This is a genomic window from Paenibacillus peoriae KCTC 3763 (assembly GCF_000236805.1).
In the GTDB taxonomy this organism is placed as follows: Bacteria; Bacillota; Bacilli; order Paenibacillales; family Paenibacillaceae; genus Paenibacillus; species Paenibacillus peoriae.
Map to the genome: position 1 here is coordinate 186,026 of NZ_AGFX01000018.1, position 22,672 is coordinate 208,697.

Genomic DNA, 22,672 nt, shown 5'->3' on the forward strand with positions numbered 1-22,672 from the left:
ATTGTGGAGGTATGATTGTGAGACTGCATCGTTTAATCGCGATTTTATTATGTATCGAGTCCAGAGGGAGAATGAAGGCCAAGGAATTGGCGTTGGCACTGGAAACCTCGGTCCGCTCGATTTACAGGGATATCGACCTTTTGGCTGAAGCCGGGGTTCCGATTGTTACCGCATCCGGCCCGAAGGGCGGAATTTATTTGATGGAGGGCTATACAGCCAACCTTAAACAGTTGAACGGAGGAGACGTGATTCAGCTTTATTTAACAGGCATGGGCATATATACGGGCGGGCCCACCGAATCGGGCTTAAAATTAAAAAATGCACTGCTCAAGCTGGAACAGACTATGCCAGACCCTTATCAATCGGATATTCGGAAAGCCAAAGCGCGGTTTTATTTTGATGATACGCCCTGGTGGACGGAACGTGTAGCCATTCCCTGTCTGGAGACCGTGAGAGCTGCGGTGTGGGGATCTAATAAAATAACCATTCAATATTGGAAAGCTGATGGAGTCTATTCTTCTCGCCATGTACATCCCTATGGACTTGTGGTGAAAAAGGGTGATTGGTATCTCATTGCCTTCTGTGAGACCGGGCAGGAGATTCGGACCTTCAAGTGCGAGCGTATCACGGAGGTCCAGCCGTCTGCGGAGGTCTTCGAGGTTCCTGTGGATTTTTCGCTGGAGCAGCATTGGATGACGCAAGGAACCAGGTTTAAGCAGCTTTGCAAAAAGGAAGAGTACTATCCCGTAGTGATCCGAACGAATAAGACGCAAGCTGGAATCATAGCGAACAGGCTGGAAATCATCCATTCCGTGCAGGAAGGAAGCCATTTGCATCTGACGGTCAATATGTACAGCTATGAAGCGGCTTGCCGCGATGCTATGGATTGGATCGGCCGGGGTGAAATTATGGAGCCTGGGGCACTCCGACAGTTTGTGAAGGAACAGATCAGCCAGCTCCACAAGCTATATGCATGAATTTAGAAAAACACCTGCCCAGGGGCAGATGCCTTTGTTTGTTAAGTCCAGGCCCAGAGGAATCCATCACGATCCCAGGCTATTCTGCCGCCATGAAGCTTGCGAAATGCTTTTTTGATTTCTTTTTCCAGAGATACATGACCGTGCTCGCTTATAAACACATACTGCTCTCCATACGTAGAGCGTACATATGCAATCGCATCTTCCTGTTTCAGGGTGCCTACTTCACGGATCTGCGCAACCATCCATTGTGCAATTTGTTGTTCTGTTGTAGGGGAATTGTCCATTTTTTTGTATCCTTTCCTGCATACCGATTGAGTGCAGCCGTTCGGCTCACCTCCCTGTAGTATACGGCAACTCGGAGAATTATTGAAATTATTGAAATAAATTCACCTGGGCGGTTGGCGAAGTGGGCTTTATTTTGTATAATTAAGGGAATATTCACGGGAATTCTCTTTTTTTGTATTGAAATCATGCAAGTAATCCCTGGGGGTGCCTGATTTGAAGGAAACAACCACAATTCGCGCAGAGCTGGAACAGTATATTAGACGAGAAGGAATTACGATTAGCAAGTTTGGGGAGAACACAGGTATTAATGCAGGAACGATCAGTGCCATTATTAACGGTAATCGGCCAATCGCGATGCTGCTGTTGGATCGGATTGGAGCAGGCATGGGGCTTGAAGAAGGAAGCCTCTATGAGTTGTACATTGATGAGTTTATACGGAATACAGCACCGAATTGGCGACGGGTTCGGCCATTTTTGCATCGCTGTGCAGAGTTGGACAAACTGGACTGTATTAAGCAGGTCGTGGAGTTTATGATGGACTATCTCATTTACGCCCCAGCTTTATTTGAGACGGCAGAAAAGCTATTCGGAAAAGGCAAGCATGAGGCTGCGGCCATTATCTATAGAAATGTCTCGGATAGTGAGAAATACCAACATTCCGAACGTCTGGCTCTTTGCCAGTATCGGTTATTCACGATTGCCATTGGTGATGATCAGGATGAAAATTTATGGGCGGCTACACACTTTGAGAGCTTTGTGGATCGACTGAGTGAAGCAGACCAACTGGAGGCCTTAAAAGACTTGGCTAATACCTATGCCTCCTTGCGACGTTGGGATAAAGTAGAATGGTTAGCTGAAAAAATGGGCCAAAAAGCCAAGGTGCAATACGAGCAAAAATACGGGAATACCAGAAGATCAGAGCGTGGCAAGGAACCGAAGGGTCCTTTGTTTATGTACATTGTGTATTCCTATGTGATGCGCGCCGGGGTGTGGGATGAGCGCGGGGATTATCAGAAGGCACTGGAATATGTATCCTTGTATTCTGATTTGAGCTGGGTAAAAGAGGATACAGAAGAAGCGCGCCGTTTGAAGGCCCTTTGTAGCAACTGGGCTAAGGCCAACGGGTATCTCTATCAGGTGATGTCCGGCAGCCTGGACGTGATTCCACAGTATGTAGACTACTTGGAGAAAAACGAAGGCGAAATTCTAGTAGGGTTGCATAAAATTATGGTGGCGGCTAACCGTTATGATTTTAATGTCGATTTTGTACTACAGCGTTTTGAAAACCAAATTGAGGCATTAGCAGATCAGCATGTCAAGGTAGGCACCTATACAGAGCAAATGTCAGCAGATCTCTATGCACGATTTTTGGCAGAGATGGCTTGTTATGATCTCAATAAAGATCGCTATACCAAAGGTATGAAATTCTTGCTGGAAAGCCTTTCTTATTCCGTCATGCTGAATGGCAATCCTGTTACAATCAAATGTGTAGGATTATTCGAAAAGTATCGGCATACTGCCTCTTCTGAGGACAAAAAGGAATATAAAAACTTACTTGGAGAGGTAGAATATATTCATGATAAAAAAGATCATTTTTACTCTGCTCGCATTTAATGCTTTTATTCTGTTGAGTTTTTCAATCGTTGCTCCTTCGTTTGAAGAGTCCAGCTGCGTTCGCAGTCATGGAATGGGAGGTTGGTCGTATTCATCCTTTGATACATCAGCTTAAAAAGGTCTGGGTTGATGGTAACTCAAAAAGGTATTCTCTTGTGAAAAGAGGATACCTTTTTTGGTTTGTCCCATTACACTCGAATGGGCTGCTTGTCTTATGAAGGGTTGGATGATGGAGATAAAGCGGGTGGAAACCAGACATGACGCAGATCCACCCAGCCCTGACTATTAAAGGATACGCCACGCACAGAAGGGAGATAGGCCGTCTGAACGGGCTTCTCATATAAAATGTGCAGTTGGTGCTCCTGAATGAGCCGTGTTTCAATATGTTCAAATAGCTGCGCCCTGACGGTATGATCGGATTCGCGTGTAATTCCACGCAGCAGTCTTTCGATATCCACACGGCTATGCGGCTCCACATGGCCGGACACGTTGAGATACAGATCAAACAAGCGCAGTTGCTCATCACGGTCACGAAATAGAGAGAAAAAGATCAAATCCGACTCCATGCGAATCGATGAGCTTTTGAACTCATTCATGGATGCGGCTACGATATTACAGGTATATCCCCAGGCTTCGAGCTGGGCCGCGACCCGGTCTGCATCTGCTCTATACTCGGGAATAGTGGCAATTTGCAACACCGCCAGTGGCTCATATGAATCATCAGGCACTCCCACCTCTTCGGGAGGAAGGTTGCGCTGCTCCAGACATGCTACGATCCGGGCGCGCACGTGCGGGTTGCGCAGCGGCCCATCCTTGTAAGTGTTGCATGTAATAAATTTGCATACCGAAGCTGCTGAGTGAATTTGGCTCCATGCGGCATCTGTGCCTCCCGCGGATATGGGATTATGGATGATGTGAAAAGAAGAAGCGTTATCCTCCGTATCCGGCGATTCCAGCTTGGTCGCCCACGGGAGCTGTACAATCTCTACCCGATCCAGATGGGCCCTGCCTTGAAAATAAGGTGCAAAAGCCTCCAGTATACAGAGGCTTTCATTCATTTCGGTGACCTTGAACGCCCCTGTACCGACAGGACGGATGCCAAAGGCGGCTTCACCCGCCTGATTCAGCTCACGCGGCACAATCGCAGCGCGGCTGGTACACAGGAAGGACAGAAACAGCTCGTTCGGCTCTTTTAGCTCGAAGCGTACCATGGTTGGACTTACTGCCTGCACGTGCCGAATTTGCCGGACGATAAAATGGTACAGTCTCCTTCCCGGTGCGCGACGCAGTCGCTCAAAGGTATAGACGACGTCATCGGCGGTCAATATTTTGCCGTTATGGAACAGCACTTCCTTGCGCAGGAAAAAGGTCCACTGCGTACGGGTGGCGTCCACCTCCCAAGCGTGCGCCAGCCCCGGCAAAATCTCGCCGCTTTCGTTCGCCCGGCGGGCCAGCCCATCAAAGACGTGGCTGGATACGAAGGATTCAGCGAGCCAGTTCAAGTACAGCGGGTCCAGCGTATAGAGCTGCTGGCGAATAGGCAGACGCAGCGTGTCGATCTGCTGCTGATCGCTGCGCACCTCCGCGTGATGGCCGAAGTAATTCAGCAGCCAGCCCTGCAAATGCTCCTGCATCGTGGAGGAGCGCGAATGAGCCCGGATTTCATCCAGCGCACGCTTGATGTCATGGCGGTCAATGGCCTGCATCATGGACTGTACAGCAATGTCTTCCGGCTGAATCAGGAAGCGCAGGCTGGAGCGGCGGCCCCGGCCTCGGCGGGGAGTCCATTGAATCCAGTCATGCTGCTCCATTTTCTGAACGATCATCAAGGCATTGCGGTGGGTGCAGTCAAAAATAGCCGCCAGCTCATCCAGCGTAGTCTCTACGGTATGATCCTCGTCTTTGTCGTCAGCGGTGTGGGAGTGAAGCTGCAAAAATTGGGCATGAAGTTTCATTCATAGTCGCTCCGTTTCCTCTATAGATGATTAAAGCGCAGCCGCTTATATAAAATAGGAAATTTTGTTTCAATTAATTTCTCTTTATCTTCTTATTTTATCATCTACAATAAGGGTTATAAAGCATATTTGTGGAGGTATTTACCATGGATGACAAGATGAGTGGAACGTCTCTGCCGGAATCGTCGTTTTTGTCCGCCTTTGCTGGCGCCATTGTGCTCGCGCTGGTTCATCAATATCTGTTTTACGGACATGGGCTGGGCGTGTCTATGCCTGTTTTTGTCATTGTGTTTTACGCCTATATGTTTGTCTTCAATCGAGATCGCATTCAGCTGGGTTCATGGATAGGGCGTCTGCTGTCTGTCATCATTATCATGCTGGCATTGACGTATGCACTGTTCAATAACCCGGTTCTATATGTGTTAAATGCGCTGGCTATACCCGCTCTGATTAGTGTACATATGGTGCTGCTATTAGGGGAGAAAAGGTATGGCTGGTCGGAGCCCGGTATGATCGGTCAGGCGTTAAGCCATTGGTTTTATCAAAATATGCGCCATATCTCGACTCCGTTTCGGATGTTCAAGAGGGCAGCCTTTCGGAATGTAAAGGATGAGCGTAAGCGTGTACTGGGCAAAGTGCTGATCGGTTTGATCATCGCCTTGCCATTGCTGTTCATCATTGTATCCTTGCTGGCTTCGGCAGATGGGATGTTTGAGAAGCTGTTATCCGGCATACCTGAGTGGATTGGCACGTGGTCCTTTGGGAACGGGATGGTGCGGCTGATCTGGACCTGCTTTTTTACCTTCTGTTTCTTCTGTTATTTGTGGGGGTTCGTGCATCCTGCCCCGCGTGGTACAGAGAGAGAAGCTCAGTCGTCAGCAGTACCTTATCACGAGCCAGTCGCGATCAAGTTTGATCCGGTGATCACGGCTACCGTGCTGATCGTCATGAATCTGGTGTATGTCGTGTTTGTGGTGCTGCAGTTTGGGTATTTGTTTGGTGCATGGGAAGGTGCTTTACCCGCAGGAACCTCGTATGCAGAATATGCAAGAAGGGGATTCGGGGAGCTGGTGCTGGTCACAGGTATCAATTTTATACTGATGATCAGTGTGTTGAAGTGGACTGAATTCAGCTCAAGCATATTGCAAAAAATCAACAGCGGTCTGCTCTATATACTTGTTGGCTGCTCGGGTGTGATGCTCTATTCGGGATATACCCGGCTGGTCATGTATGAAGAGGCATACGGCTATACGTACACCCGCTATCTGGTACACGCGTTTATGATCTTTCTGGGCTTGCTGCTGCTCATTGCAGCCGTGCGTATTCATGTTCGCCAGCTGCCGCTGGCAAAATATTATATTGTACTTGCGCTGGTGGCTTATGTCGTCGTGAACTATGTGGGGATTGATGTACGTATTGCCGAAAATAATCTCGAGCGGTATCGCACGACATCGGTGATAGATAAGGAATATTTGAGTGGGTTATCGGCGGATGCCATTCCGTTACTGATTGAATTTAGCCGCAAGGAACATGGAGCGATGGATGAGTACCTGCAAGGGCGTCTGATGAGCATGACAAGGGAAGAGACGGCGTGGCCTGCGTTCAATTGGGCTAAGTATCGAGCGCAGCAGGAGCTGCAAGACTATATTTTGGAATGAGAGGTGCTTGAGAATGATCGGAACAGATACGTTACAAGGGATGGTATTGGAGTTGCAGGGTGAAATGTCACAGTATCGGCATCAGTTTGGTACACGACGGAACGAATTTATCACGGAGGCTATGTCCTGCGGAATGAGTGAGGAGGAGGCCCACTCCTATGCAATCCAGAGCATCGGTCCGGTCGTTCCCGTCGAGTGCATGCCTACGTTAGCTCCCGGTAAAACCCGGCCGCTCAGTCCATTGCTGGCAGCGCGATACCGATATACAGGGGATTGGAAGGACATCGACGAGCATCTGCTCCTGCCTGATGAAGTTCTACGGATTGCACGTACAGAGCAATTTCGCGGCTGGATCAGCGATATGCGGAATTACTGGGTAGAATCGGCTCCCTACCGATTCGGGGATGATCGTCTTTCGCTGCTGTCGGTTGCCAATGAGCAGGAAGGTCACTTTTCCATGCTCGTCTGGAAGGAGCCCGGTGAAGAGCCGGAGGTATGGACGTATGCTTCCCAGCATGAGTACCGGTTCAGTCATTTGCTCCACTGGTTTAAGTGGCTGAACGGACGGAGTGAAGAATGAGAGGTACAGATGATGAAAAAGAATTGTAATTGGATCATGCTATTTATCGGGATTGCTCTGATGGTGGGAGCTGCGGACTATTTTACACAAGCTATACCTACAAATACTCCCGAGCTTATCGTTCCAACCGTAATCAGTAAAGAAAGCCTTCAACTATAGATTAACAAAAAGCATTATTGCCCTTTCCTCCGCTCATATCGTTGGGACATTCTTTCAATTCTACGGAACATTTCTTCTCTTACGTCCGCCGGCTTCAGGCATTCACATTGGTCACCGAAACTGAGTAGAAGATTGTAGCCGAAATCATCAGCGATAAATGGAAAATGAACCATGAAATAGTTATCTCCATATGGCGTGATATGCTCGCTGCTGCAATAATCCAGCATCCGATCTCTAAGGGATTCGTGAATCAGCAATTGGATGGGTCTCTGCTTTTGAGACATGATACTGGTGAATTCGGAGATCGATTCAGGTAATTCCCTACGGGTAAAGGTCTCATCCAGAACTTCCAGCTGGGATATACGGGATAATTTGAATAAGCGAAAGTCCTGCTTATGAAGGCAAAAACCTTGAACATACCAATGATTTTCCTTTAACACGAGCTTGTACGGTTCAATCTTGCGGGTGCTCATCTGGCCTTTGCGGTCAGAATATTGGAAGGATAGAAGAGAATGTTTTTGAAGGGCAGTTTTAATCATTTCTAAAAACACCTGCAAATTTACATTGCCCATCCAAGGTTTGAGGTCGATCATGATTTGACTTGATTTCAGTTCTATTTCATGAGCCTGCTCTGTTGGCATAAGGCTTTTGACTTTGGCAAGTGTACCTAACATCTGTTCGCGGGTCAGCATGGGTGAAATGCTTCCAAGCCCCATCAGAAGTGTTGTAATATCGGCAGGTGTGAACACTTTTTTATCCACTTTATATTCATCCATGATACAGAATCCACCGTTCACGCCAGGAGCCGATACGATAGGTATACCCGCCATGTTGATGGTCTCAATATCTCTATAAATGGTCCGGAGTGAAACCTCAAACATGTCAGATAGAGACTTTGCGCTCATTCTTTTACGTTCAAGCAGAACCATAATAATAGAAATCAGTCGGTCAATTTTCATGTAGTATCAGCCTTTTTATTTTTATTCTGAATTGTTGCCATATAGCTGTCAATGGTCGGTGATAGAATCATGTGGTAAAGCAATTTAGGAGGCTGATTATATGAGCAACATGCAAGGGTATTACGAGATTTTAGAAGAGACGAACAGGATCGCTTTGGCAACATCGGTCGACAACATTCCCAATGTCAGAAATGTCAATTTTGCTTATGACACCAACAGGCCGGGAGTTATTTATTTCACGTCAGATCGGAGAAATCAGAAGGTTGCCGAGTTTGGGCAAAATAATAAAGTAGCTTTTACAACGATCCCGACAGAAGGCATTCCTCATATTCGTTCCCACCATGCTTTTGTTGAGAAGAGTAAGTATTCCATAGACGAGGTAAAGGAGCTATTTTTGGCAAAGGTTCCAGGGTATGATGAAATTCTGTCGGGTCTCCGTGAGACACTGGAGGTTTTTGAAATCCAAATCAAGGAAGCCACGATCGTTTTGGGATACGATCAACAACCGAGTCAGATCAGGTTCGAGTAATAGGCAAAGAAACATTTCAGCTACTAAGCTACAAAATAGTGAATAATGTGGACAAGCCATTTTCTCTACCCGCAAAGATCCATGTAACAGCAGCCGCATCAAGCGGCTAAGAACAGGGCATACGGCATGAGCTGTATGTCTTATTTTTTTACATTAAAGGATTTATAAGTTTAGGGGTTCCCAAGGCTTTTTGCAGGAAAGATAAAAAGATATTGACAGTGTTGTGAAGCTTCTTGCAGGAATCAACTTTTTTATATACAATTACGATAAGTTGATTGGATTAAATAAATTTGATTAACTCAACTTTCAGGTTATTATCCAAGGAGGGAGGTAATCCTTAGACGATGTCATACTTATCTTTTACAGACGAGGATCACCTGATTATAAAGTCTTATGAAGCTCTGGTTTATGGCATTGCGGACTACTTAGGATCGGAATGCGAAGTCGTTCTGCACAGCTTGCACGATTATAATCAGTCCGCAGTCGTAATCGCCAACGGTCACCATTCCGGAAGAAAGGTAGGCGCTCCTATTACCGACTTGGCCTTGCGTATGCTTAAGGAGCTTGAGAATTCAGGCGCTAAACAATCCAAAAGCTACTTCACCCGCGGCAAGAACGGCCAGTTATTGAAGTCCAGCACCATCGCTATTCGGGGTAAGGATAATAAAATTATTGCCTTGTTGTGCATCAACATGAATCTTGATGGTTCCCTGTCAAACTTTCTTAACACCTTTTCGCCGAACCAACTCCTATCCCCTGAGAACAATGTGAAGGAGAATTTCGCTAACTCTGTGGAAGATCTACTGAAGAACACCATAGAAACGACGATTCACGAGGTCGACGCTTCCCAAGAGATCCCGCATCATAATCGGAATAAAGAAATTATCAGGCTGCTCTTAGAACGAGGCGTCTTTCAAATGCGCGATTCCGTGGCTATTGTTTCCAATGCGCTTAAGATCTCAAAGCATACGGTTTACTTACATTTAAGAAATTATAACAACAATCAAGGGGAAGACTAATTTTCTAATTATCAAATAAAACGCAAGAAGCTTTGACTCCGGTTTGGATCGCTTCTTTGAGTAATTCAACCCGCATTTCCGATTACTTCTTTACGCTTTCCGTGCGGCAGTGAAAGCCAATTGTCCGCTTGTCTATCGAGTCATTCATTTCGACGAAACGATTTTCTTTATTGTTCCTTCATACTTAAGTGATTACAAGGTTTTTCGGGGGGTCTTATATGAACATGAATGTAATATCTATTGAAGAAAAAAAGGTTGTTAAATACAAGAGTTGTTTTGATGTGATTGGGCCGGTAATGATAGGTCCTTCAAGCTCACATACTGCAGGTGCTTTAGCTATTGGAGCAATTGCCGGTAAACTATTTCAGGATATTCCAAAAAAAGTCGTGGTAAGGTATTATGAGTCATTTGCTGAAACCCATAAAGGACACGGAACTGATTTTGCAATTATTGCTGGGATATTAGGATTCGCTGCCGATGACAGCAAAGTGCCAGATGCTATTAAAATAGCAGAATCTAAAGGAATTGACATTACCTTTATTGAAAAAGCAGGTGATAGTCCTGCTGGTTATCCAAATACGGCAGATATATATTTAGAGAATGAAAGTCGAAGTATTAGAACGATGGGTATTTCGGTCGGCGGCGGATTAATTGAAGTCAAACATGTTGAAATTGACGGATTTAGCTTAGATCTGCAGGGGCCATTGCCAGTTATTATTGCGATTTCCGAAAGAGCTGACTTTGAATTTGTTTTACGCAGGATCTTTAAACAATATGATGTGGAAATTAACAACTATCATATTTTAGAAGAAAACGGAAAATATCTATATGCATTTGCTTTGGATTCGCTATTGCCCGGTGATGTTCAGAAGGAATTGGGAAGTTTAAGCAGCATAGCTAATATCATTATCCTTTAGTTACATTAGGGGTGAAAAAATATGTATATGACCATAAAAGAAATTGTAGATGCAGCTAATAAAAGGCAAAAACCAATTTATGAATTAGCAATCGAACAGGAAATCGAACAAACTAGAAATTCTTATGAAGAAGTTTGGAGTAAAATGGAAAGAAATTTAGCGACTATGGAAAATTCCATAAATAAAAGTATCGAGGGCGACGGGGTATTTTCTCCGACCGGTTTAACCGGAGGCGATGCTGTTAAAATGAAAAAATATCGAGAAAATGGAAAAACTCTCTCTGGAGATTGGATGGTGTTAGGGGTTCAAAGTGCTATCGGTGTTAATGAAGTAAATGCTTCATTAGGGGCTATTTGTGCAACTCCAACAGCAGGTGCGAGTGGGACGATCCCGGGAGTCCTATTTAGTATTAAAGATACATTGCAGTTAAGTCATGAAGATATGGTCCATTTTCTATTCACTTCAGCTTTATTTGGAATGATAGTCGCAAATAATGCTTGTATTTCCGGAGCGTACGGAGGATGTCAAGCTGAAGTAGGCAGTGCCTCAGCGATGGCAGCAGCAGCAGCGGTAGAAGCCGCCAGAGGAACGCCACAGCAATCTTCTGAAGCTTTCTCAACCGCATTACAAAATTTACTCGGTTTGGTTTGTGATCCGGTCGCTGGTTTGGTAGAAATTCCTTGTGTAAAGAGAAACGCCATTGGAACGGCAAATGCTTTAGTAGCAGCGGACATCGCATTAGCCGGCGTAAACAATATCATCAATGCTGACGAAGTTATTGAAGCGATGTATAGAGTTGGAAGACAGATGCCTCGCGAATTAAGAGAGACAGGTTTAGGCGGAATTGCGGCCACACCTACAGGGATTACCATCAAAAGTAAAATTTTGGATAGAACCAATTAAAATTTTTGTAAACGCTAACAAATTGCCTAGCGAATTTTTTTGATTTTGATCAACTTAGAAGAAGGACACACGATGTGGCGCACCTTGTAAGCAATTCATTTTTCAAGAATGATCTATATTCCTAAGCCTTAAAAAGAGGGGTAAGAATAGGATACAAGGAGGAATTATTATATGAATGGGAATGCTGCAAAAAAAATAGAATTTCAAGCTGAAAATACTGCAGTAAGAAATGAGAAATATCCAGAACCTAAAAAATGGAATAAACAGGATACTACCTGGGCATTGAGCCTTTTTGGAACAGCAATTGGAGCAGGAGTACTCTTTTTACCTATTAATGCAGGTTTAGGTGGTTTATTATCATTACTATTAATTACTATACTTGCATTTCCTGTTATGTATTATTCACATAGGGCGCTTGCTAAAATGATAAACGCTTCCAATTCTGCTAATGAGGGGATTACAGGTACAATAAGAGAGTATTTCGGAAATAAGGCAAGCATAATTTTTAACATAGTATACTTCGGCTCAATTTATACTATTGTGCTGATGTATTCGGTTGCACTCACAAATACTGCAAGTAGTTTTATCGTGAATCAATTGCACATGAAGGAGCCTTCAAGGGCCATTTTATCGCTTGTATTAGTACTCGGTCTTATAGCTATACTAAATTTTGGTCAAGATATTACTGTAAAGGTAATGAGCATGCTAGTATATCCTTTCATAGCTTCTCTACTTTTTATCGCAATATCTTTGATTCCACAGTGGAATACGTCAATGCTTAGTTTTTCAAGTGTTTCTACTGCTTCAACAGGAACAGGATATTTTGGAACAGTATGGATGATATTACCAATCATAGTATTCTCGTTTAATCATTCTCCTATTATTTCGTCATTTGTTACAAAACAGAGAGCTACCTATGGAATAGTAGCTGATGCTAAATGTGCTCAAATACAAAAAGTTTGTTATATCATGACATTCGCTGTTGTTATGTTCTTTGTTTGGAGCAGTGCCTTGAGTTTGACTCCAAATGATCTTGTAATGGCAAAAGAACAAAACTTATCAATTTTATCATATCTTGCTAATGAACTTAATTCGCCTCTAATCACGATTGTAGCTCCTATCATTGCTTTTATGGCCATAACAAAGTCCTTCCTTGGCCATTACATAGGAGCATATGAGGTAATGCGTGACATGATTATCAAGTTCAGTAAAACACGCGGAAAAAATATAGAAGAAAAAACAGTTAAGACAATGATCCTTGCTTTTGTCGTATTAACATGCTGGTATGTTGCTTATGCAAATCCAAGTATTCTTGGACTCATTGATGCCCTTAGCGGACCGTTAGTTGCTGCTATCTTATGTCTATTACCAATGTATGCGATCCGTAAAGTACCAGTACTAGCTAAATACAGAGGGAAAATAAGCAATGTATTTGTCATTGTTATAGGTATACTTACTGTCCTGGCAAGTATTAAGTCATTATTCTAATTCACTATTGTTGGTTCTAGTGTAAAAATGGTGGGGTCAGTTATCCTTCAAACTGCCTGCGGTTGCTACGAAAGCAAAACTCTCCAGATAGGCATGCAAATGCTTAGGAGCCAACCGTATATGTATTCCGTTAGATAGCAATCTATCAGGATATTTCCTGGGACAATCCGATGCTAAAATATGAGGCCATTCCGGGAGATAGTACCATCTTAGGGATAGATTATATATGCTTTCAATTAACTGCTTTTTGGTGAATTGTGATTATCTTTCGTTTATCATGTTGTTAAAGACAACCGGAATCCACCTAGAATGTTGAGAGGGAATTGAGACCAACATCATTTCCTCTACAACTTATATTCAGGGGGAAATTCAAAATGGCTAGAAGTGCAAGCACCTACGCATCTATAATTGACGAATTTAAGATAGAAACGAACAGAAAGTATTCACCGGTAGGTGGAACGAAGTGTAATATTTTTGCGCAGGATGTGATGTCCGCTATGTCGGCCGACTTACCGAGCGGCTTGGCCAATCAGATAGCTGATGCTTTATCAGGTAACAAGACGCCGGGATGGTATTCCGTAACCTTTTTGGATGCCCAAAAAAGAGCAAACCTCGGCTATCCTGCCATAGGGATCAAAAAGGCGGAAGGGCATGGTCATGTCGTCGTTGTCAGACCGAAGGGGGCATCGATCACGATTTTAAAAGAGGTACAGATTGCTCAGGCAGGGACCAAAAATTATAACAATAATACCATTAACTATTCGTGGATAGCAGCAGATTTGCCTGGAGTAAAATTTTACACGCATGACTGATGACTCCAAGGCAATAACGTATTGACCCCGAAAGCAGATCCGTTTGATCTGTCTCCAGGGTCGTTTTTTTATTTTGAAACGGAACGTTTGGATACAATGAACGCTTTACCCGGCTTGAGAAAGGCAACAGCATAGCCGTTGGAGAAGGAGGAGGATTCCGTTCTATACTCGAGCTTGGTCAGCAATTGGCCTTGACGATTGATGTAGCCGAATTTTCCGTCTGAGACGGATGAATGTGCTTGTTTACCTACTAAAGCCAAGCCTTCCTTGAATGGGAATGTGACATCGTATTTTTGTTGATATTTAATGACCAAGGCTCCGCTTTTTTCAATAAATCCGACCTCGTTTTTTGCATTTTTTACACTCGCCAGGCCTTCACTGAAATCCTGGGCATCGGTAAATTTAAAGGGAATAACGACTTTTCCCTGTTTATTGATGAAGCCCCATGTTCCTTTGGCATTTTGTACAGGAGCCAGCCCCTCTGAAAAGTCTCCTCCGGATTTATATTGAAGAGGAATAACTTCCTTTCCTGTGGTGTTGATATATCCGTACAGCCCTTGGCTATTCTGAACAATAGCCAAGCCATCCGAAAAGCTTCGACTATATTTGTATTGATAGGGGATTGCTATTTGACCGGAAGCATTAACGAAGCCGATCTTGCCTGTGTTGGGGGCGTAGGCAAGCGCCAGACCGTCCGTAAATAGATATTCCGAATCAACATTTTCTTTAAAATGAGTAAGGACCTTTCCTGTGCGATCAATAAAGGCATTTTCTTTGGTGGAGGCTATGGTGATCTTGGCCTTTCCTTCGCTAAACAAATTTGCTTCGGTATATTGGCAAGGAATGGCCAATGTCCCTTTGGTGTTAATGTACCCATAGAGATTGGTTTTTGTGTTTTTCACGAGGGCCCGTTGCTCATGAAAATCACCAATGGATGTAAGCTCGGCGGGAAGTGAGAAAGCCTTTTCCCCTTTGGTATTATAAAACACAAGATTCCCAGTAGATGTTTCAGCGGCTAATAGGCCATCATGAAAAGCACCGTCGCTTTCAGGTCGGGCCACGTTATAATCCAGCGGTGTTGTGGAAACTTCAATGGCTGTTGCACTACTGGAAGCAGCCGAACCCATCCCGGAAACGGCAACGCTGGTACATAGAATCAATATCGCTAATCCGAACTTTTTTAACATGCATAGGCTCCTTTGCAAGTTGATTTACCATAATATAGACGGAAAAAATGTAGGAATGTTTCTTGTAACCTATTGCGGTTCATGAGAATGAGGTCTGATGGGGGAGGTGCCTTATCATCGGTGCATAGATCAAATGGAAGAGGGAAGCTGCTATTCACAGCTTCCCTCTTGTGGACTATTGTTATCACGGATATATAAGTGACAGTCGAGTATGATTATGTTATCGACTAATGTTCTGCTCAAAGGGCATAATTGTAATGAGAAATTTTATATCTCAAGAACTATCTGGACACTCTTTAAATTGTAAAATATTAGAAATGAATAGCGTACAATATTCATTGTGCGATATGTAAAATGAACTAAAAAGAGGACCTCTTGCACTTTATTTTAGTCATTTAAGACTATTTTTTCAACTCCTTTTTTATAACTATATACCTATAATATATCCTTTAAGCAGTCTTCCACGTAGTCGGGAGCTGCTTTTTGCATTTGGCTAACCGTATGAAGGTAGCGTTGCGTCGTATTGATGTGGGAGTGTCCCAGGTTTTCCTGCACCTGCTGTAACGATGCCCCCTGAATCAGGGCCAATGTAGCGTTCGTGTGGCGAAACCAGTGAGGCGTTATCTTTTTCGCGATACCGACTTCTTCCCTGGCCCGCTTAATGATCGTTTCTACTTGTCTTACAGACAATGGGAACAGTCTTTCAGGCATATCTAATGGCTCATGCTGCGGAAGGATACCCTTGAACTGCTTGTACATACTCCAAAGCCTTGGTGGCACTTTCACCTCCCGCTGTTTGCCCCCTTTTCCGTTAAATACGGTCAGCCAAATGAATGTCTCTGTCGGATCGTAATGGAAATGATCCCACTGTATAGCTACCATCTCAGACACCCGAAGCCCCAATAATACCAGCGTGAGCGCGATAAGATAATTTCGTTCCCCTTGCGTTTTTAAATAGGTTAAAAGCTGACGCAGCTCATTTTTGGTCAAAAAATGGTTTTTACTGTTCACCGGGATTTTGGGAGTCCGCACACTTGTAGTGGGATTGTGCTGGAAAATATGAATGCTTGGATCGCTTCCCCACTTGTACAGTGATCTTAATGGTGCCAAAAGGCTGGCAATGGTTGCTGGTGCGGGTGTTTGCTTGGTAGAACTGCAAAACCCTTCTAATAAGCCGATTTTATAGACCTCAATATCCTGCCATGTCACTGTCCGTAATGGTTTGCCTGATGTGAAATTTCGGAACTGCTGAATGGCTCTCTTGTAGTTTCGCAGGGTATACGGTGAGCTACCGCAAGTACTTAAAAATAACCCAATGATTTGGTCATCCGTGTACGTCTCAGGGTTGTGTATGGAATGGGCATGTAGCTGAGAAGATATCATTTTGGACGTATACATAGAAATTCCTCCTGTTCGTTCGCACAATGAATATTGTGCGATATTCATTCTCAATATTAAGGCAAATTACTGACCGCGCACCAAACAGGAGGAATATTTGTGGAAGAAATTTTAGTGAACTGTCTGACTCGCCTCTTATCCAAAAATAAACAAGTGTATGAACACTCGCTGCGGGTTGGAAATATGGCTAAACGGATGGCTTCTTACCTGAATTTTGATGAGCAGCAGACACGGAAATTCGTCATAGGCTGTTGTTTTCACGATGTTGGGAAAATACTGCTGCCGGATGGCATTTTGGACAAGTCAGCCCCCTTGAATAAGGAGGAGTGGAAAATGATGAAGATCCATCCTCTCTTGGGTACCCAGCTTATTTTGAAAGAGGGGATCCTGGATCAGGATGTTGTGGACATTGTCCGATTTCATCATGAACGCTTGGATGGACAGGGTTATCCGTTTGGCATAAGTGGCGACAAAATCCCGCCTATGGCCCGGTTGTGTTCCATTATTGATGCTTTTGACAGTATGATTTCGGATCGGCCGTATCGCCGGGGCATGTCCATGCAGGAGGCCAAAGAGGAGCTTTGGCGCCACATTGGAACCCAGTTTGATTTGCTATATGTAGAACGGTTTTTGCATCTGCTTGAGGATCTGTCGATCGCCCTTGAACAATAACTCAGAGGGAGGCATGTTCCATGATATCCATTATCGTAGGATTTATCATTTTAATTATCGTTGTGTGTCTGGTCAACGGAATTGTTCATTTTATGGATCTAAAAAAACAATTGGGTATTAAAGAGCTGGAGAAAAAGGAGCTTAAGAAGTCACTAGAGGAAGCCAACAGCAAGTTAAATCGGCGGGAAGCCTTTCGATTGGGTGTTCCGGACGAGGGGTGTGCGTTTGAGTTTTTACATTTTGGCGACGAAACGCTAGCAGGGCTTACACATAGAAAAGGGATTGGTAAAATACAAGACATTAGTGCAAAGGGGCTTAGGCTGATTTGCGATTATGATCTACCTTTAAAAAAAACAATCCTCATCCAGATTGAATTCGAGCTAAACAAAGAGCCTTTTACCTTGCAAGCACACTTAATCCGAAAAGAGGCGCATATTAGTCAGCCTTTTATTACATACGGGCTTATATTTGTTGAAATGATTCCTACGGATCAGGAGAGGCTGGTGTACTGTATCAATCAGCGTGTTTTAAAACAAGCAAACCCCACAACATCTGCGATATAAAAAAAGCCGCGATCGCTTTTGTCTGCCCATTCCCGCATGTGGATGGCCTGAGCCGTTGGGATGGGAAGACAAAGACGATCGTGGCTATGCTATTTATTGCTCGCTATACGGGTTGGTACGGTAGGTCAATGAAAATTCACCCAATCCGTCAAAGAGCTTGTCCACCAGATAGGCAGGATCATACAGCATCCGGCCTGATCCCAGGTCGCGATAGTTCTCGAAGCTCCAGCCCCACGGTGCATCGGCGGCGTTGGCGCGACCATTGTCTCCTTTGAACGTGCCGTAGCTGCTCCACAGGTCCAGCGTAGAATCGTTACGCAGCGGCCACAGTGACGTTTCCAGCGGGATCAGCTCGTAGCCCATACGCTTGCTGTCGTCAAAGTTGCCGAGCTTGGAGTCCCATAGCTGTCCGCCGGAAGCGTTGAGATTCACCGGAGAACCGGCCTGGAAGACGTAGCCGGATTTGCCTTTGGCGCCTTTGCCGTTGTAAGGCTTGAGCGCATGTCCGAAATCACCGTTCGATTCGAGGAAGGACTCGTCATTTTGCGCACTGTATACCAATGGATGCGTGCCGGAGGCGTTCGTTTCGGTGGTGAAGTTGCTGTCATAATAGACTGAGCTCATGCCCGGATCATACTGAATGGCTTTGTTGGCCGGGCCGTACATACCGAGCTTGGCGTGTCTTGGCATTAAAGCCAATTCCAGCTCACCATTCGGATTGGTCACCTTGGTGCCGTCTTTTTTGGCTGTGCCCGGCTTGCGAATGGTGAACATCATGCCTTCCATATCATTTTCATGGTCTCCCAACGTTCCACGTGGATCATGTGTAGCGTAGAACAGATCGTAACCGATGAAATAGTGGGTATCTGATTCTACAACTGACCAGTATACGCTTGGCTTCAGGGGTAAGCTGCTTCCTTTGGCGTATTTGCTAATATTCTCCCAGTTATTCAGCCCTGACCAGTCGCCGTCAAAGTTCACGGGAATCGGAATATCACCTTCCGGGTTATTGCCTACATCCTGATACAGCACAGGCGACCAGTATTCCGCAAGTCTGGCTTGCTCGGACGCACTCAAGCCCGTTGTTGCCGCCGCCGCTCGGGTTGGAGCCAGGGTGGGTGCGACCAGGGTTGTCCCCAAAATGATAACGACTGCTAATGCTTTGCTTCCTTTTTTCCACATGATGAATACACTCCTTCGTTTTCTGATATTTTTAAATACGGTGAAGCCTTCTTCGTCCTTTTATTCCTTAACAGCCCCCAGCATGATGCCTGACACAAAATATCGCTGCAGCCACGGATACACCAGCAGGATCGGCAGGGTGGAAAAGACGACGCTGGCGGCCTTGAGACTTTCGGGCAGCAGCTCGACCATTCGCAGTCCTTCCATCTGCATAATGTCATTTGCCATATTGTTCATGACGAGCTGGTACAGCTTGAGCTGAAGCGGGTACATCTCCGGGTCGGTGATGTAAAAGAGGCTGTCCATAAAGCCATTCCAGCGGCTCACCGCATAGAACAGGCTTAATGCAGCAATGACGGGCATCGACAGCGGTAAAATAATTCGCAGCAAGATGCCAAAATGGCTGCTGCCATCGATTTCAGCCGCTTCTTCCAGGCTTTTCGGAATGGACTGGAAAAAGCTGATCATAATAATCAGGTTAAACGGATTAATCAGATGAGGCAGGATCAGCGCCCAGACCGAGTTGGTCAGATGCAGCTCCTTCATGAGAATGTATTCGGGGATAATCCCGCCGCTGAAAAACATCGTAAATACGATGATCAGCATGATCGCTTTTCTCCCTTGCAGACCTGGTTTCATGAGCGGATAGGCCGCTGCTATGGTCATGAGCATGCACAGCACCGTGTACAGTGCGGTCAACAGCACGGTGAAAATCAGAGAGCGCAGCATGCTGATATCGCCAAGCACTCTTTTGTAAGCTTCAAAGCTGATGTCGACAGGCCAAAGCAGCACTTTGCCGGACATAATCGGATTGTTGGAGCTTAGCGACACCGCGAATACATGTAAAAAAGGGGATAAGCACAAAGTGCACAGTACAATGACAAGTACGGTATTCAGACCGTCGAACAGACGGCTTTTGATTCCGGTGTTCACGTCTACGACTCCTTTCCTGATGCGGCTTGCGCACGTGTTACAGGATGCCTTTGCCTGTCCATCGCTTGGAGAGGGTGTTTGCCCCCAGGATGAAAATCAGACCGACCAGCCCCTGAAAAAGACCGACTCCTGTCGCAAATGAAAATTGCCCGGACTGCAAGCCTCTTGTGTAGGTGAAGGTACTCAGCACCTCAGCGACATCCTTGACCATCACATTGCCAATGATATAAGGGCGTTCAAAGCCGATTTGCACCATTTGGCCAAGGTTCAGAATGAGCAGGGTGATCATCGTCGCCTGAAGACCCGGCAAGGTAATGTGACGAATGAGCGCGAGTCGTCCGGCGCCGTCCATTTTGGCGGCCTCGTACAGCTCTTTGTTAATCCCGGCGATGGCAGCCAAATAGATAATCGTGCCCCAGCCAGCGCTTTGCCACATGCCTGTCGCCAGGTATGTAGCCAGCCAGTACGCGCTATCGGACAAGAAAGGAATGGCACTGATGCCAAGTCTGCCAAGCAGCAGATTGACGATGCCGGAGTGCGTGGCAAACACCTGATAGACGATGCCGCCAATAATAACCCAGGAAATAAAATGCGGAAGATATAAAATGGTTTGCGATATTTTCCGAATGCGGGAAGAGGTCAGCTCATGGAGCATCACCGCCAGCAGGATGGGAGCCGGAAACGAGAACAGCAGATCCAGCCCGTTCAGAAGCAAAGTGTTGCGCAGAGCGTTATAAAATTCCCGGTCTGCAAAGATACGACGAAACGTATCCAGTCCGATCCATTCGCTGCCTGCAATGCCTTTGAACAGATTGTAGTCTTTGAATGCAGCGGTAATGCCATAGACGGGCCCGTATTTGAAGAGAAGGAAGAAGGCCAGGGGAAGAGCCAGCAGTGCATACAGCTGCCAGTCTCTTTTCGTTTTTTTCCAGACCTGACGATATGCAGTTCCCTCTTTCTGCGAAGAATACCCGCCTGTTCGTACAGTTTCCGCGTTCGTGTTCATACAGCGGTCTTCCTTTCCAGTGATTCGTTACCAGTAAGTCATCATTTATTTTCCATATTTATTTTTGTGCTTTTTAGGGATGCATGGCTTTATAGCGTTCTTGACGCTCCTTCAAAATAGCATCGCCGCCGCTCTTCATCATTTCGCTGAGCAGCATGTCATACACTTGATCAAACTCGCCCTTTTTGGCAAGAATGGAGCGGGCGATCAACTCGTCATATTTTTCCTGAAGCATCGTTCCGTACTGAATTTGTGAATCCAGCGGTTTATCGAATCGGACAGGCTGGATGCCGTCCACCATTGTAATTTCCTTGGCTTTTTTACCAAGCTCCCTGTAGTCAGCAGGCAGGCCCATCAGATCGGCAACCTTGTTCTTCTCGTCATCCCCGAGATCCAGTCCATTGCTGATAATGACCATATCGCCGGTATTGAACATATCGCGTTTGGCATCCTCTGTGTCGAGACGTACCGGAATACCTTGATCCAGACGGTAATGCTTGCCTTCCTCACCATTTTGCATCGTGAACAGGACATTCTTCTGCGACATCCAATCCAGATATTTAATGGCTTCGGCGGCGTGCTGGCTGGCTTGTGGAATGATGATGTACATGCCCGCAGGCTTGTAAAGCGGTTTGTGATGCTTGTTGGCGTTATTGGTATACGGGTCCAGCGCAGCCAGCTTGGCTCCAGGGACATTGGCTTGCAGATTGGCATACACATTTTGGAGCGGCTCGACACCATCTGCCCCGAACATGCCGACCTTGCCGGTTTGAATGTCCTGATTGAGTTTCTTTTTGTCCTTATCGAGTGCAAAATCCGGGCTCATCAGCCCTTCCAGATACAGCTTGTTCATAAAACGCAGCGCTTCCTTGTGACCCGGCAGCAGGGTAGGGTAGTCACGCGAGCCGAGCTGATGCGTCAACGTTATGCGTTGCTCCTCATTCAATTCATCCGTCATGCCCCATACGATGGGCTCATAAGAAGCGGCGGTTAGGGAAAATCCGAGCGGGATGACCTGATCACCACTGTTGCCAGGTTTTTTCTCCTTAAAGGCTTTAAGTGTCTTGTACACTTCCTCTGTCGTCTGCGGCATAGGCAGCTTGAGCTCATCCAGCCAGTCCTGACGGATAAAGGAGGCGTACTTGCCTACATTCAACCGTTTGGCCGGAATGGCGTATTGCTTGCCGTCAAACGTGCCATAGGCGAGCGTGTCCTTGCCCAGATAGGCTTTCAGATTCGGGCCATGCTCGTCGAGCAGCTGTCCTAGCCCATGCAGGCCGCCTTGCTGAGCATATTTGTACACCAAATTTTCGTCATACGTAAAAATGATATCAGGCACTTCACCCGAGGCCATCATGACGTTCAGCTTTTGCACGTCCTCCGAGCGAGGTACAGGTACATAGGACAGCTCGATTCCGTTGGGATCACCGAATTGCTTCTGCGCATACCGTGTCCAATAATTATCGGTGACGGTGATGCCAGCGGGAGCTTCTCCACGCTCGAATACCTCAATTTTCAGCTTCGTGCCGGATGCAGGCGTTGGCGCATTGGCAGAACTTTCACTCCCCGAGGTTCCACCGGCACATCCCGCTAATGCGCCAATCGTGAAGGCTGAAGTAAGAAGGAGCGCCAAGCCTTGTTTCCAGCCGCGCATGGTTCGTGCGCCTGTGCCGATGCTCCCGTAACCTTTCGTTTTGAACCAGAACTGCTTGTGCACTTGATGAATCCCTCCCATATGGATTGTAGGTCATAACATGTGTTTCACAGTTCGGTTATACCTTGGCTGCCGACCTTTGGGATATAGATACTTTTCCATGAAACCGGCCGTGGAAAAATCCTTGCTGCACTAGGAGAGACAGGGTTGCGGTAAACT

21 protein-coding genes are annotated in these 22,672 nt (G+C 45.7%); 12 read left to right on the forward strand and 9 right to left on the reverse strand.

Translation table 11 applies throughout. The features are described from left to right. Positions 1-11: 11 nt before the first annotated feature. Complete coding sequence (locus KQI_RS0111800; RefSeq protein WP_479682737.1) at positions 12-977, forward strand: helix-turn-helix transcriptional regulator; 966 nt, start codon at positions 12-14, stop codon at positions 975-977. A 41-nt stretch (positions 978-1,018) separates the two neighbouring features. On the opposite strand, the gene KQI_RS0111805 is transcribed toward KQI_RS0111800, so the two are convergent. Then, a complete protein-coding gene (locus KQI_RS0111805; RefSeq protein WP_007433059.1) occupies positions 1,019-1,264 on the reverse strand; it encodes a DUF6953 family protein in 246 nt (81 codons plus the stop codon). A gap of 214 nt (positions 1,265-1,478) precedes the next feature. Here KQI_RS0111805 and KQI_RS0111810 point away from each other — a divergent pair, with 214 nt between their 5' ends. Then, positions 1,479-2,879 carry a transcriptional regulator gene (locus KQI_RS0111810; protein WP_010346957.1) on the forward strand — a complete coding sequence of 467 codons (1,401 nt, stop codon included), beginning with the start codon at positions 1,479-1,481 and terminating at the stop codon, positions 2,877-2,879. Positions 2,880-3,091: 212 nt separating this feature from the next. Here KQI_RS0111810 and KQI_RS0111815 read toward each other — a convergent pair whose 3' ends face one another. Continuing rightward, entirely contained in the window at positions 3,092-4,834 is a 1,743-nt protein-coding gene (locus tag KQI_RS0111815; protein ID WP_010346958.1) for an ABC transporter substrate-binding protein, read from the reverse strand. 146 nt (positions 4,835-4,980) lie between these two features. Here KQI_RS0111815 and KQI_RS0111820 point away from each other — a divergent pair, with 146 nt between their 5' ends. After that, complete coding sequence (locus KQI_RS0111820) at positions 4,981-6,492, forward strand: DUF4153 domain-containing protein (RefSeq protein WP_010346959.1); 1,512 nt, start codon at positions 4,981-4,983, stop codon at positions 6,490-6,492. A gap of 13 nt (positions 6,493-6,505) precedes the next feature. After that, entirely contained in the window at positions 6,506-7,072 is a 567-nt protein-coding gene (locus tag KQI_RS0111825; protein ID WP_010346960.1) for a hypothetical protein, read from the forward strand. A gap of 173 nt (positions 7,073-7,245) precedes the next feature. Here KQI_RS0111825 and KQI_RS0111835 read toward each other — a convergent pair whose 3' ends face one another. Next, positions 7,246-8,190, reverse strand: coding sequence for a helix-turn-helix transcriptional regulator (locus tag KQI_RS0111835; RefSeq protein ID WP_010346962.1), 945 nt, complete (start codon positions 8,188-8,190; stop codon positions 7,246-7,248). A 100-nt stretch (positions 8,191-8,290) separates the two neighbouring features. On the opposite strand from KQI_RS0111835, the gene KQI_RS0111840 reads away from it, so the two are divergent. The 6 genes from KQI_RS0111840 (at position 8,291) to KQI_RS0111865 (ending at position 13,858) form a co-directional block, all read left to right on the forward strand. Beyond that, positions 8,291-8,719, forward strand: a complete 429-nt coding sequence (locus KQI_RS0111840) for a pyridoxamine 5'-phosphate oxidase family protein (RefSeq protein WP_010346963.1) — start codon at positions 8,291-8,293, stop codon at positions 8,717-8,719. A gap of 344 nt (positions 8,720-9,063) precedes the next feature. Further along, positions 9,064-9,738 carry a helix-turn-helix transcriptional regulator gene (locus KQI_RS0111845; RefSeq protein WP_010346964.1) on the forward strand — a complete coding sequence of 225 codons (675 nt, stop codon included), beginning with the start codon at positions 9,064-9,066 and terminating at the stop codon, positions 9,736-9,738. A gap of 218 nt (positions 9,739-9,956) precedes the next feature. Continuing rightward, complete coding sequence (locus tag KQI_RS0111850; protein WP_010346965.1) at positions 9,957-10,655, forward strand: serine dehydratase beta chain; 699 nt, start codon at positions 9,957-9,959, stop codon at positions 10,653-10,655. Between the two features lie 21 nt (positions 10,656-10,676). Further along, complete coding sequence (sdaAA, locus tag KQI_RS0111855) at positions 10,677-11,558, forward strand: L-serine ammonia-lyase, iron-sulfur-dependent, subunit alpha (protein ID WP_010346966.1); 882 nt, start codon at positions 10,677-10,679, stop codon at positions 11,556-11,558. Between the two features lie 171 nt (positions 11,559-11,729). Next, positions 11,730-13,046, forward strand: a complete 1,317-nt coding sequence (locus tag KQI_RS0111860) for an aromatic amino acid transport family protein (RefSeq protein WP_010346967.1) — start codon at positions 11,730-11,732, stop codon at positions 13,044-13,046. A gap of 374 nt (positions 13,047-13,420) precedes the next feature. Next, positions 13,421-13,858 (forward strand): hypothetical protein, encoded by a 438-nt coding sequence (locus KQI_RS0111865; protein ID WP_010346968.1) that lies wholly within the window; start codon positions 13,421-13,423, stop codon positions 13,856-13,858. A gap of 68 nt (positions 13,859-13,926) precedes the next feature. On the opposite strand, the gene KQI_RS0111870 is transcribed toward KQI_RS0111865, so the two are convergent. After that, positions 13,927-15,045: a WG repeat-containing protein gene (locus KQI_RS0111870; protein WP_010346969.1), complete on the reverse strand. Its 1,119-nt coding sequence runs from the start codon at positions 15,043-15,045 to the stop codon at positions 13,927-13,929. 435 nt (positions 15,046-15,480) lie between these two features. Continuing rightward, positions 15,481-16,443 (reverse strand): tyrosine-type recombinase/integrase, encoded by a 963-nt coding sequence (locus KQI_RS0111875; protein ID WP_010346970.1) that lies wholly within the window; start codon positions 16,441-16,443, stop codon positions 15,481-15,483. Between the two features lie 99 nt (positions 16,444-16,542). Between KQI_RS0111875 and KQI_RS0111880 the strand changes: the two genes are divergently transcribed. After that, a complete protein-coding gene (locus tag KQI_RS0111880) occupies positions 16,543-17,115 on the forward strand; it encodes an HD-GYP domain-containing protein (RefSeq protein ID WP_010346971.1) in 573 nt (190 codons plus the stop codon). A 20-nt stretch (positions 17,116-17,135) separates the two neighbouring features. Then, a complete protein-coding gene (locus tag KQI_RS0111885; RefSeq protein WP_010346972.1) occupies positions 17,136-17,678 on the forward strand; it encodes a PilZ domain-containing protein in 543 nt (180 codons plus the stop codon). 93 nt (positions 17,679-17,771) lie between these two features. On the opposite strand, the gene KQI_RS0111890 is transcribed toward KQI_RS0111885, so the two are convergent. From KQI_RS0111890 to KQI_RS0111905, 4 genes are all read right to left on the reverse strand, one after another. Then, on the reverse strand, positions 17,772-18,860 hold the full coding sequence (locus tag KQI_RS0111890) for a hypothetical protein (protein ID WP_010346973.1): 1,089 nt from the start codon (positions 18,858-18,860) through the stop codon (positions 17,772-17,774). Positions 18,861-18,920: 60 nt separating this feature from the next. After that, positions 18,921-19,793 carry a carbohydrate ABC transporter permease gene (locus KQI_RS0111895; protein ID WP_010346974.1) on the reverse strand — a complete coding sequence of 291 codons (873 nt, stop codon included), beginning with the start codon at positions 19,791-19,793 and terminating at the stop codon, positions 18,921-18,923. Positions 19,794-19,830: 37 nt separating this feature from the next. After that, on the reverse strand, positions 19,831-20,799 hold the full coding sequence (locus KQI_RS0111900) for an ABC transporter permease (protein WP_010346975.1): 969 nt from the start codon (positions 20,797-20,799) through the stop codon (positions 19,831-19,833). Between the two features lie 73 nt (positions 20,800-20,872). Continuing rightward, the gene (locus tag KQI_RS0111905) at positions 20,873-22,453 is read right to left on the reverse strand and encodes an extracellular solute-binding protein (protein ID WP_029390125.1); all 1,581 of its coding nucleotides are present in this window, start codon (positions 22,451-22,453) and stop codon (positions 20,873-20,875) included. Positions 22,454-22,672: the final 219 nt, after the last annotated feature.